This window comes from Defluviimonas sp. D31, assembly GCF_033436765.1.
Lineage (GTDB): Bacteria > Pseudomonadota > Alphaproteobacteria > Rhodobacterales > Rhodobacteraceae > Albidovulum.
In genome coordinates this window covers 232,239-243,819 of the sequence record NZ_JAWQFN010000005.1, presented here as the reverse complement: position 1 = coordinate 243,819, position 11,581 = coordinate 232,239, and the positions used below count along the sequence as shown (strand labels likewise).

Here is an 11,581-nt window from a genome sequence, read left to right as displayed (position 1 = left end):
CGATGTTTTCCAGGGCGGTCAAATTGGTCGATATCTTCGGGTTCCAGATCAAGGTGGATCCGAGCTGGCTTCTGATTGCCGCGCTGATCGTCTGGACCCTGTCCTCGGGCTATTTCCCGCAGGCGCTGCCGGGGCTTGGCCAGGGCGACTATCTCGCGCTTGCGGTCATCTCGATGCTGGCGCTCTTTGCCGGGCTGATCCTGCACGAACTGGCGCATTCGCTGGTGGCGCGGCATTTCGGCCTTGGCGTGGGCGGGATAACGCTGTTCGTCTTCGGCGGGGTCGCGGAGCTGGACGAGGAGCCGGAAAGCCCGCATTCGGAGTTCTGGATCGCCATCGCGGGGCCGGTCATGAGCCTCGCCATCGCGGCGGTCGCCTGGCTCGCGCATCGGGCGCTGGAGGGGGCGCAGGTCTCGGCGCCGCTGCAGGCGGTGCTGGAATATATCGCCCTGATCAACCTCGTGCTCGCGCTGTTCAACCTGATCCCGGCCTTCCCGCTCGATGGTGGCCGGATCCTGCGCGCGATGCTGTGGCGGATGCGGGGCGACCTGATCGGCGCGACGCGCAACGCCGCCGTGATCTCGTCGCTTTTTGCCTACGCGCTGATCGGTTTCGGCTTCGTCTCGCTCTTCTCGGGGGCTACGGTCGGGGGTATCTGGCAGGTGCTGATCGGGCTCTTTCTGCTTTCCGCGGCGCGGGGCACGTATCAGCAGCTTCTGGTCAAGGCCTCGCTGTCGGGCAAGAGCGTGCGCGGGCTGATGACCGAGCAGGTGCATGCCGCCTCGCCCGACGACACGCTGGCCTTCGTGGTCGACACGATCATGCTGCGCCACGCGGTGAGCTTCGTTCCGGTGGTCGAGGGCGATCACCTGCTGGGATATGTCGATACGGCGCTTCTGCAGGGGATCGACCGCGACCACTGGGACGACACGCATGTGGCGGATATCTACATGGGCGCCAATGACACGAGCACGGTGGAACCCGGCCTTTCGGCCGAGGCGCTGATGAAGCGCATCGCCGAGACAGGGCGGCGCAAGTTCCTCGTTGCCGAGCGGGGGCGCTTTCTCGGCGTCATCACGCTCGCCGATCTGCTGGCCTACCTGGCGGTGCTGCAGGAGGTGGGCGCAGGACGCGGCGCCGGGGGGAGCGCGCGGTCGGTTCCGCCGGGGAGCTGATGCCGGCACGGAAGCGTTGACGCCTCGCCGCCCCCGCGCGAGACTGCGCCGAGGGGGACGGATCGGTACCGCATGGCTGAAAGCGACCGCAGCGCATATCTGCTCGACTCGCTGCTGGATGCGGCGGTCGACGCGATCGTCGTCGCGGATACCGATGGCCGCATGGTCCGGGTCAACCCCGCGGCGTGCCGCCTTTTCGGTTATTCCAGCGGCGAGATGGTGGGCGAGAGCATCGACATGCTGGTCCCGGATGCGGACACGCTCCGCCATGCCGACGTGATCGAGCGCTACCTCAGGACCGGCGAGGCGCGGATCATCGGCAAGGGGCGCGAAGTGGAGGGGCTGCGTCGCGACGGCAGCATCTTTCCGCTGCATCTCTCGGTCGGCCAGAGCAGGATCGACGGCAGGGTGTTGTTCGTGGCGCTCCTGCACGACATATCGCGGCGCAAGTCCGCCGAGGCGGCACTGGTCACGGCGCAGCGGATGGAGGCGCTGGGCCTGCTGACGGGCGGCGTGGCCCATGACTTCAACAACCTGCTGACGGTGATCGTCGGCAATCTCGAACTGCTGGAAGGCCAGCTGGAGGGCAACCGCGGCAAGGAGATGATCCGCGAAGCGCTCGCCGCCGCCGAGATTGGATCCTCGCTGATCCAGCGGCTGCGCGCGCTCGGGCGCCGCGGCCATCTGAAGCCGGTGCGGCTGGACGTGAACGAGACCGTGCGCGCGACGGTGGCGATCCTGCGCCGCACGCTCGTTCCGAACGTGCGTCTCGACTGCGCCCTCGCCGCCGACCTGTGGGCGGTGCAGGCGGATCCGGCCGAATTGCAGGCCGCGCTCGTCAACCTTGTGGTCAACGCGAACGACGCGATGCCGGATGGCGGCGACATCGTGATCCGGACGAGCATGGTCGCCATCGACGACGACTACGTCGCGCATGAGGTCGGTCTCACGCCGGGGGAGTTCGTGCGGGTTTCGGTTACGGACAATGGCACCGGAATGCCGCCCGAAATCCTCAAGCGGGCGTTCGAACCCTACTTCTCCACCAAGGCAGAAACGAAGGGTACGGGGCTGGGGCTGGCCATGGTCTACGGCTTTGCCAACCAGTCGGGCGGGCGCGCGACCATCTACAGCGAGGCCGGGCTCGGAACGACGGTCAGCCTCTACTTCCCCGCCGACCGGGATCCGGCGCGGTCCGAGGCCGAGCCCGCGCCCCGGCCGAAGCCGGTGGTCGAGCCGGGCGCGGGCGAGACGGTTCTCGTCGTCGAGGACAACGAGAACATCCGCCGGCTCTCGGTCGCGCGGCTTCAGGCGATGGGCTACCGCGCGATCGCGGCGGCCGATTCCGAGGAGGCGCTGGAGATCCTCGGCGGCAACCCGGCGATCGACGCGCTGTTCACCGATATCGTGATGCCGGGACCGATGAACGGGACCGATCTGGCGTTGCGGGTCCGCGCGGAATGGCCACATGTCGCGATCCTGCTGACCTCGGGATTCTCCGGTGATCTCATCCAGCCGCAGAAGGAACTGGCGCCGCCGTTTCCGGTCCTGAAGAAACCCTACCACCAGGCGGAGCTGGCGACCCGCCTGCGGGTCCTGCTGTCAGGCCGGGCGAGTGTCTCCGGCCTTTAGCGTGACCTCGGGCGTGAAGATGTAGCCCACGCCGCGCACGGTCTTGATAAGTTTCGGGGCGCCGGGTTCGACCTCGATCTTCTTGCGCAGCCGCGCGACCTGGTTGTCGATGGTCCGGTCGTAGGGCGACCAGCCGGGGCCGTTCAGGATGTCCATGATCTGCTCGCGCGAGAGCACCCGGCGCGGGCTTTCGAGGAACACGGTCAGGAGCCGGAAATCCCCCGCGGTCAGATCGACGATCTGCCCGTCGGGACCGGTCAGTTCGAGCTTGTCGGGGATCGCGCGAAAGCCCGCGAAGGAAAGCTCCCGGCTCGCGTTGGCGTCGGCCTTGGCGGGTTCTGCGGGCCGCTCGCCGCTGCGCCTAAGGACGCTGTGCACCCGCGCCAGAAGCTCGCGGACGTGGAACGGCTTGGGAATATAGTCGTCCGCCCCGATCTCGAGCCCGACGACGCGGTCGATGAGATCGTCCTTGGCCGTCACCATGATGATCGGCACGTCGGAAACCTTGCGGATCTCCTGGGCGATGTCGAGACCGCTTTCCCGTTCCAGGTTCAGATCGAGCGTGATGAGATTCACCCGCGTGTGGGACAGGGCCTCGCGAACCTCGGCGGCGGTAGTGGCTTCCTGAACAGCGTAGCCGTCGGATTCAAGACAGCTGCGCAGAAGCTTGCGCACGCCGGCATCGTCCTCGACCACGAGTATGTTCGTATCGGCCATCCCTTTTCCTTGGACAAATATTCCTGATTTCCGCGCCTTGCTGGAAGGATAGTGCTTTCCAGTGGCGGATCAATTGGCAAATGCCGGACGGCCGCACGGGTACAATTTGATACAATAGCGCATGAACTCCTGCGACAGTCGCGTGTCACCCTCGATCCGCACCACTGCGTGGGGGGGGAAGATGTACGCAATAAAACCCGCTGATCTCGGCACGGTCCCGACGTCGCTTCAGCGGCGCCGGCAGGGGCGGAGCGCGGCCGTCGAGGGCGTGACGCGCAGGCTGACGCCCGGCCAGCACCTTTTCTATGAATCCGACCGGGCCAATTTCGTCTTCAAGGTCACGTCCGGCGTCCTGCGCCTGACCCGCACCCAGAAGGACGGCCGGCGACAGGTCATTGCCTTCGGCTTTCCGGGCGACGTGATCGGGCTGCCCTGCGAGGGTCGCCACACGACCGAATGCGACGCGATCACCACGGTCGAGGTCGTGCCGCGCCGCTACGACATCTCGGAGCCGTCCGGCATGGACCCGCAGCTGCGCGCACGGCTGATGGACGCCGCGCTCAACGAGATCCGGATGCTGCAGGACCACTTCCTGATCCTCGGCCGGCGGCTTGCCAGCGAGAAGGTCGCGGCGTTTCTCGTGCTGCTGCTCGACAGGATCGGTGAGCCGCTCGCTGATTACCGGCTGATCCGGCTGCCGATGAACCGCGCCGATATCGCCGACTATCTCGGGCTAACGCCCGAAACCGTGAGCCGGTCGATCACGCAGCTGCGCGCCCAGAATGTCATCGCGCTCGACGACTCGAACACGATGGTCGTGCGGGATGAATACTGCCTGCGGTGCCTCGCCGAGGGCGATGCCGAGCTGTGCGCCTGCGCCTGACCGGCAAGAGTGGCCGCGTCAGGGCCGGGGCCCGGACTTGATCGCGATATCGACCTTCTCGCCAAGGCTTTCGAGGCTGTCGATCAGGATCTGCGCGGCATAGGCCGGATTGTGGGCGTGGATGCCGGGATCCTTGGCGACGAACTGGTAGTTGTAGGCCGCCTTCAGCAGCCGTGGCGTCCAGCTTTGATAGCGGTTCGGATAGCCGACCTCGTCACCGTCGGCCTGCCCGTTCGCATTCAGGTCCGCGAAGAAATACGGGTAGCTTTCGGGCGCGTAGATCACCGGCGTTCCCGCGACGGCGGCGGCGTAGGCGCCGATGGCTTCGCCAAGCGCGGCATGCAGCCCCGCGATCTCGTGGGCGATGCCTTCGGCAGAGTCGCCATCCGCGTCGAAATCGCCGGGACGGGTGCGGATGTCGGCGATGTCGGCGGTCTTGTGGCAGTCCAGACAGCCTGTCGCGTCCACGGCAAGGGTGTGGGGCTGGTGGCAGCCGGTGCAGTTGTCGAAGCCGGGCACATGGGTGAAGCGCCCGGCGTAGGTCTTGCCGGGGTATTCGTAGCCGCCATGAGCAGCCGCGCCCATCAGGCTCGCGGCAGCGGCGCGGTAATGCACGTTGATGAAGCCGAGATCGGGCGAGACCGCGTCCTCGTCGAGCCCCGCGAGCGCGCTTTCCACGCTCACCGAGGATTGCCGGCCCTGGTGGCAGACCCAGCAGACGGCGGAGGAGCCGAGCCCCTCGGTCATGGTGCCGGAGGGGAAGGTCACCTTGTCGAGCGCCGTTGCCGTCCGGTTGTGGCAGGCGGCGCAGTCGACGGTGGAGCCGGTCAGCGCGGGGTGGTCGACGACGCCGGCCTCGCTGCCGTCGGCGCCGAGGAAATCGCGGAACCCGGCGCTGGTGTGGCAGTTGGCGCATGCCGGCGGCACGGCGCCATCCTCGTTCCAGTGGCGGAAGGACTCCGAGCTCAGGTCGGCATGCGGCGAGGCGAGCCAGGATTCGACCACGTCGGCGAGCGAGGGCGCCGCTTCCTGGGCCGGCGAAACGGTTGCGCAAAGGCCGGAAAGGAAGATCGTCGTCACTGTCAGCGTCAAGAGTTTCGGGATCATGTCGGGAAACCTCCGGTGCTCGGGCCGATCGCTCCATGCTGCCGGATCGCCGGGGGCCGTTCGTTGACACGGATCAAGGCGCACCGGCGTCAACGGGCTGAGTGTCATGCAAAAGGACGGTCTGGACCGCGAATGATTGGACTGAACGCCATCCGGGGGCGGCGCTGCCGCCCCGTTGCGGGGCCGGTCGGAGCCTTGCGCCGGCCGGGCCGCGTCGCCTTGGTCGGCGCGGATTATCCGGGGCTGCGGCCCGTTTTCGTGGCCGCGGAGGGAGACCGGGTCAGGGCCGGGCAGGCGCTGTTCACCGACCGCCGCCACCCCGAGATCGCTTTCGTCGCGCCGGCGTCCGGCACCGTCGAGACCGTGGCGCTGGGCGCGGGGCGGGGGTTGTCTCTGCTGCTGGTGCGGCTCGATGCGGCGCCGGAGCGGGAAAGTCCGGTTGGGGAGGTGCGGGTCGGGGACGCCCGCGCGGCGCTGCTTGCGGGCGGCCTCTGGCCGGCGTTCCGCAGGCGGCCCTACGGGCGCATCCCGGCGCCCGACGAGGTGCCGCAGGCGATCTTCGTCAACGCGATGCCAGAGCGGGACGGCGCGCCCGATCCGCATGCGGTCCTTGCCGAAGCGGGGGCGGGCTTCGACCGCGGGCTCGACATGGTGGCCGAGTTGACCGGGGGGCCGGTCTTCGTCTGCCAGCGCCGGGGCGCGGCCTTCGCGACGCCCGGCCGCGAGCGCATCCGCACCGCGCATTTCGCCGATCTGGCGGCGGCGGGGCTCAGTTCGCATCACATCGACCGGCTCGGGGCGCCGCTCGGGGGGCAAAGCGTCTGGACCGTCGGCTGGCAGGACGTGGTCGCGATGGGGGAGCTGGCACGGACCGGCCGTTATCACGGCCAGCGCGTCATCGCGTTTCACGACGGGCGCGGCGAGGCCGCCCTGTTCCCGACCCTGCTCGGGGCGGAGTTGAGCGACCTTGCGGACCTGCCGGGCGATGCGGGTGCAGCCTTCCGTCTGGTCTCCGGCGCCCGGATCGAGGGCCGCGAGGCGCGGTTTCTCGGCCGCTATGACACGCAGGCGGCGTTGGTGCCGGTGCGGCGGGTATCGTTCTTCGACCGGCTCGCGAAACATCTCGCGGCCGGGGGCAAGCCGCGCCCCAAGCCGATCCTGCCCCGGGCCGCGCTCGATACGGCACTGCCGGTCGCGATCCCTCCGGTGCCGCTGATGCGCGCGCTCGCGATCGGCGATTTGGAGGCGGCGGAGCGGCTTGGCGCGCGCGGCCTTGTCGAGGAGGACGTCGCCCGGCTGACCCATCTCTGCACGAGCGGCAGCGACTACGGAAGGCTTCTGCGCCGGGTTCTCGACCGGATGGAGGGCGCGGCATGATCCGGTCAGCCTCTCCGGCGGGCGTCACGCTTCTGCAGGCGGCGGCCCTTCTGCCGCCGGTCGCGGTGGCGGTCCTCGCGCGGGGCGCGGGGGCGGCGGCGGTGCTGGCGGTCGCGCTTCTGTCGACGCTGATCTGGGACCTCGTCTTTGCCCGCGCCCGCGCCGGTTCGCTGGCCTGGCACAGCGTCACGACCGGGCTGATCCTCGCGGTGGCGGTGCCGCCGGACGTGCCGCTCTGGCAGGTGGCGCTGGCGGCGAGCTTCGGCGTCGTCCTTGGCGAGCAGGTCTTCGGCGGGCGCGGCTTCGGGTTCCTCAGCCCGGCGGTCGCGGCGCTGGCCTTTCTCGCCTTCTCCTTTCCGGGAACCGGGCTTGCCGGCGCCGAGCCCGCCGTCGCGGCGGCGACGGTCCCCGGACTGGCGCTGCTTTTCGCGGCGGGGCTCGTCTTCTGGCGGCTGCTCGCGGGCTTCGCGCTGGGACTCTGCCTTGCCACGCTTCTCGCCTCGGGCGCTTTGCCCGGCCCGTCGCTCGGGGTATCGCTGGCGTTCGGCGCGGTGTTCCTGATCGCCGATCTGGTCGCGGCTGCGGCGACGCAGGCCGGGCGCTGGATTCACGGGCTCATAGCCGGGGGGCTCGTGGTCCTTCTGGCCGGCATGGGGCCGGTCAACGCGCTCGTCTTCGCCGCGCTGCTCGCGAGCCTCGCGGCCCCGCTGGTCGACCATCTGGTGATCCGCGCCCTTGCCCGGCGCCGGGACGGGAGGCGGCGGCATGTCTGAGCGCACGGGCCCCTGGCGGCGCTTTCTCGGCCTGCCGAACACCGATCCGCGCAAGGCTTTCGGCGTGACCTTCCTCGTCGCGCTCGTCTGCGCGCTGGTCGTCTCCTCGGCCTCGGTCCTCCTGAAGCCGTTGCAGGACGCGCATGTCGAGCGCGAGCGGCAGGCGCGGCTCGCGGCGATGGTCGCGGCCCTTCCGGCGATGCGCGAGCTGATGGAGGAGGCCGGCGTCGATGCGCTGGAGACGCGGCTCGTGGTGCTGGAGACCGGCGACTACGAGACCGCCACCAATCCGGCGGCGTTCGATCCCGTCGCGGCCGCGAGGGATCCCGCGACGAGCAAGGAGCTTCCCCCCGAGGCCGATCCAGCCGGGTTGAAACGGATCGCCACCCTTGCGCCGGTCCATCTTCTCGAACGCGACGGGCGGCTCGCGCTCGTCGTGCTGCCGGTCTCGGGGATGGGGTACCAGTCGCTGATCCGCGCCTACCTGGCGCTTGAGCCCGATCTCGTCACCGTCGCGGCGCTCACGGTCGTCGAGCAGGGCGAGACGCCCGGCCTCGGCGCGCGGATCGAGGAGCCGGACTGGCAGGCGCTCTGGACCGGCCGCAGGGTCGCGGATGACGCGGGACGCGTCCTGATCCGGGTGGTGCAGACCCCGGCGAAGGCGCCTTACGAGGTCGACGGGATATCGGGCGCGACCCGGACCGGGGCCGGGATCTCCAACATGCTGGCGTTCTGGCTCGGCGCGCACGGGTTCGGCCCGTTCCTCGACCGGCTGAAGCGGGAGGGGGGGTGACATGGCCACGTTCATCGACCGCCTGACCCGACCGCTCGTCGACGAGAACCCGGTGACGCTGCAGATCCTCGGGATATGTTCGGCGCTCGCGGTGACGACGACGCTGGCGACGGCGCTGACGATGGCGGCTGCGCTGACGGTGGTGCTCTGCCTCTCGGGCCTGTTCATCAGCCTGATCCGGCAACATATTCCGCATTCGGTGCGGCTGATCGTCCAGATCACGATCATCGCCTCGCTTGTCATCGTGATCGACGGGCTCCTGCGCGCCTACGCGTTCGAGATGAGCCGGCGGCTCTCGGTCTTCGTCGGGCTGATCGTCACCAACTGCCTCGTCCTTGGCCGGGCCGAGAGCTTCGCGATGAAGAACCCGGTCCTGCCGACGCTCGCCGACGCGCTCGGCAACGGGATGGGCTACAGCCTCGTCCTGATCGTCGTCGGCACGTTGCGCGAGCTCCTCGGCGCGGGCACGCTCCTTGGCCGGCCGGTCGTGGCGACCGTGGCCGAGGGCGGCTGGTTCGAGCCGCTCGCGCTGATGCAGCGGGCGCCGGCGGCGTTCTTCATCCTCGGGCTCCTGGTCTGGGCGATCCGGGCCCTGCGCCGGTCGCAGGCCGAGGCGCCGGACTACCGGCTTGAGGCGACGGAGGAGGAGCGATGACCGAGCTCCTCTTCAGGTCGATCTTCGAGGAGAACCTCGCGCTGTCGTTCTTTCTCGGCATCTGCACCTTCCTTGCGGTGTCGAAGCGGGTGGAGACGGCGGCGGGGCTGGGGTTTGCGGTCATCGTGGTGCAGACGATCACGGTGCCCCTGAACAACCTGATCCAGACGCAGCTTCTGTCCGAAGGCGCCTGGGGCTGGGTGGGGCTGCCGGAGGTCGATCTGGGGTTCCTGAAGCTCGTGACCTTCATCGGCGTGATCGCGGCCTCGGTGCAGGTGCTTGAAATGACGCTCGACCGCTTCGCGCCGCTGCTGTACCGCGCGCTCGGGATCTTCCTGCCGCTGATCACGGTGAACTGCGCGATCCTCGGCGGCAGTCTTTTCATGGTCGAGCGCAGGTACGATTTCGCGGAGGCGGTCGTCTACGGCTTCGGCAGCGGCGCCGGCTGGGCGCTTGCGATCGTGACCTTCGCCGCGATCCGCGAGCGGCTGCGCTACAGCGACATGCCGGCGGGGCTGCAGGGGCTCGGCAGCGCCTTCTTGGTGACCGGGCTCATGTCCCTGGGGATCTCGGCCTTGGCGGGGGCGGGCGGGCCATGACCGAGATCGTCCTTGGCAGCGTGCTCCTGACCGCGATCGTCCTTGTCCTCACGGCGGTCGTCACCGCCGCGCGGCGGGTGCTCCTGCCCGCGAAGCCGGTCTCGATCACCGTCAACGGGCGCGAGAACGTCGCCGCGGTGACCGGCGACAAGCTGCTCTCCGCGCTTGGGCAGGCCGGGATCCTCGTGCCCTCGGCCTGCGCGGGGGCCGGAACCTGCGGGCTTTGCCGGGTGACGGTGACCGGGGGCGGCGGGACCGTGTTGCCGACCGAGACCGCGCGGCTGAGCCGGGCGGAGCTGGCGCAGGGGATGCGGCTGGCCTGCCAGGTGACCTTGCGCGGCGATGTCGCGGTGGAGCTGGCGGACAGCCTGATCGGCGCCGAAAGCCTCGACTGCACGGTGCACTCCGCCCGCTTCCTCGCGCCCTTCATCCGGGAACTCGTGGTCGCGCTGCCGGAGGGGGCGCGGCCCAAGCTGCCCGCGGGGAGCTTCTTCCAGATCACCGCGCCGCCCTACCGGCTGCGGTTCGACGAGCTCGACGTGCCGGCGGAACACGAGCGGGCCTGGCGGGCGGTTCGTCCGCTCGTCTCCGAGTGCCGGCAGAGCGAGACGCGGGCCTATTCGATCTCCAACCGGCTTGAGGACAGCGAGGCCGGGCGCGTCGTCTTCAACATCCGCCTCGCGCTGCCGCCGCCGCATGAGCCGGAGGCGCCGCCGGGCAAGGTTTCCTCGCATCTCTTCGCGGTTAGGCCGGGCGACCGGATCGAGATCGCCGGTCCGTTCGGCAGCTTCCGCGCGCAGGAGAGCGACCGGGAGATGGTCTTCATCGGCGGCGGGGTCGGCATGGCGCCCCTGCGCGCGATCATCCTCGACCAGCTGGAACGGCTGGGGACGCAGCGGCGGATGAGCTTCTGGTACGGCGCGCGGAACCGGGGCGAGCTGTTCTACGCCGATGAGTTCGATGCGCTGGCCGAGCGGCACGACAATTTCCGCTGGACGGTCGCGCTTTCCGACCCGCGCCCTGAGGATGGCTGGCAGGGGGCCACCGGCTTCGTTCACAGGGTCGTCGAGGAGCGGCTGTTGAAGGATCACCCCGCGCCAGAGGACTGCGAATACTACCTTTGCGGCCCGCCGCTGATGATCAAGGCGGTGCTCGCGATGCTCGCCGATGCGGGCGTCGACGACAGCGCCATCTTCAACGACGATTTCGGAGCCTGAGCGATGGAACCGCCCCTGACCCTTACGGAGAGATGACATGGCGACCTTCCTTCTGACCCTCGCGATCCTGCTTCTCGTCCAGGCCGGCCTCGCGGTCGGGCTCCTTGCCGGGCGCCGCCCGCTCAAGGGATCCTGCGGCGGCGTCGCCTGCCGCAAGGTCGCGGCCTGCGCCGGATGCGGGGGCGGGGAAGGGGGCCGCGATGACTGATCGCCCCAAGGTCGCCGACTGCATGGCGCGTGAGCTGATCACGCTGACCCCGGACATGGAGATCAACCATGCGCTGAGGATCCTGCTCGACCGGCGCATCTCGGGGGCGCCCGTGGTCGATGCGGCGGGCCAGCTTGTCGGGGTCCTGTCGAAGAAGGACTGTCTGCGGGCGGCGCTGAATGCGTCCTACTATCAGGAGTGGGGCGACTGCGTGCGCGACTACATGAACCGCGACGTCGAGACGCTCGACGCGAACATGGATATCGTCGCGGCGGCGGAGGCCTTTCTTGGCAGCGTCTACCGGCGCTTTCCGGTCGTGTCGGAGGGGCGGCTCGTCGGGCAGGTCAGCCGCGCCGACGTCCTGCGCGCGCTTGTCGAGCAATGGGGGTGAGCGGCGCAGGGCTGGGCTGACGGGCGCAGTTGTGGCCTCTGTCGCGATCTGGTTAAC

Annotated in this window: 13 protein-coding genes; 11 read left to right on the top strand and 2 right to left on the bottom strand. The window is 69.3% G+C overall.

The genetic code is table 11. The features are described 5' to 3' along the window. Positions 1-23 precede the first annotated feature (23 nt). Positions 24-1,175 carry a site-2 protease family protein gene (locus tag R5H32_RS11740; RefSeq protein WP_318338864.1) on the top strand — a complete coding sequence of 384 codons (1,152 nt, stop codon included), beginning with the start codon at positions 24-26 and terminating at the stop codon, positions 1,173-1,175. Positions 1,176-1,247: 72 nt separating this feature from the next. Then, on the top strand, positions 1,248-2,804 hold the full coding sequence (locus R5H32_RS11735; RefSeq protein WP_318338863.1) for a PAS domain S-box protein: 1,557 nt from the start codon (positions 1,248-1,250) through the stop codon (positions 2,802-2,804). On the opposite strand, the gene R5H32_RS11730 is transcribed toward R5H32_RS11735, so the two are convergent. Further along, complete coding sequence (locus R5H32_RS11730; protein WP_318338862.1) at positions 2,775-3,521, bottom strand: response regulator transcription factor; 747 nt, start codon at positions 3,519-3,521, stop codon at positions 2,775-2,777. The genes R5H32_RS11735 and R5H32_RS11730 overlap by 30 nt on opposite strands. A 181-nt stretch (positions 3,522-3,702) precedes the next feature. On the opposite strand from R5H32_RS11730, the gene R5H32_RS11725 reads away from it, so the two are divergent. Beyond that, the gene (locus tag R5H32_RS11725) at positions 3,703-4,404 is read left to right on the top strand and encodes a helix-turn-helix domain-containing protein (protein WP_318338861.1); all 702 of its coding nucleotides are present in this window, start codon (positions 3,703-3,705) and stop codon (positions 4,402-4,404) included. An 18-nt stretch (positions 4,405-4,422) separates the two neighbouring features. On the opposite strand, the gene R5H32_RS11720 is transcribed toward R5H32_RS11725, so the two are convergent. Continuing rightward, positions 4,423-5,511 (bottom strand): polyheme membrane-associated cytochrome C, encoded by a 1,089-nt coding sequence (locus tag R5H32_RS11720; RefSeq protein ID WP_318338860.1) that lies wholly within the window; start codon positions 5,509-5,511, stop codon positions 4,423-4,425. 132 nt (positions 5,512-5,643) lie between these two features. On the opposite strand from R5H32_RS11720, the gene R5H32_RS11715 reads away from it, so the two are divergent. The 8 genes from R5H32_RS11715 to R5H32_RS11680 are packed head-to-tail and all read left to right on the top strand — an operon-like array spanning position 5,644 to position 11,524. Beyond that, positions 5,644-6,888, top strand: a complete 1,245-nt coding sequence (locus R5H32_RS11715; protein ID WP_318338859.1) for a hypothetical protein — start codon at positions 5,644-5,646, stop codon at positions 6,886-6,888. Further along, complete coding sequence (locus tag R5H32_RS11710; protein ID WP_318338858.1) at positions 6,885-7,661, top strand: RnfABCDGE type electron transport complex subunit D; 777 nt, start codon at positions 6,885-6,887, stop codon at positions 7,659-7,661. The genes R5H32_RS11715 and R5H32_RS11710 overlap by 4 nt, the downstream gene beginning before the upstream one ends. Then, on the top strand, positions 7,654-8,454 hold the full coding sequence (gene nqrC, locus R5H32_RS11705; RefSeq protein WP_318338857.1) for an NADH:ubiquinone reductase (Na(+)-transporting) subunit C: 801 nt from the start codon (positions 7,654-7,656) through the stop codon (positions 8,452-8,454). The genes R5H32_RS11710 and nqrC overlap by 8 nt, the downstream gene beginning before the upstream one ends. Position 8,455: 1 nt before the next feature. Beyond that, positions 8,456-9,109 (top strand): NADH:ubiquinone reductase (Na(+)-transporting) subunit D, encoded by a 654-nt coding sequence (locus R5H32_RS11700; protein ID WP_318338856.1) that lies wholly within the window; start codon positions 8,456-8,458, stop codon positions 9,107-9,109. Then, a complete protein-coding gene (nqrE, locus tag R5H32_RS11695; protein WP_318338855.1) occupies positions 9,106-9,708 on the top strand; it encodes an NADH:ubiquinone reductase (Na(+)-transporting) subunit E in 603 nt (200 codons plus the stop codon). Before R5H32_RS11700 ends, nqrE begins: the two co-directional genes overlap by 4 nt. Beyond that, positions 9,705-10,925: an NADH:ubiquinone reductase (Na(+)-transporting) subunit F gene (gene nqrF, locus R5H32_RS11690; protein WP_318338854.1), complete on the top strand. Its 1,221-nt coding sequence runs from the start codon at positions 9,705-9,707 to the stop codon at positions 10,923-10,925. Before nqrE ends, nqrF begins: the two co-directional genes overlap by 4 nt. Before the next feature lie 37 nt (positions 10,926-10,962). Then, on the top strand, positions 10,963-11,133 hold the full coding sequence (locus tag R5H32_RS11685) for a hypothetical protein (RefSeq protein ID WP_318338853.1): 171 nt from the start codon (positions 10,963-10,965) through the stop codon (positions 11,131-11,133). Beyond that, positions 11,126-11,524, top strand: coding sequence for a CBS domain-containing protein (locus R5H32_RS11680; protein WP_318338852.1), 399 nt, complete (start codon positions 11,126-11,128; stop codon positions 11,522-11,524). Before R5H32_RS11685 ends, R5H32_RS11680 begins: the two co-directional genes overlap by 8 nt. Positions 11,525-11,581: the final 57 nt, after the last annotated feature.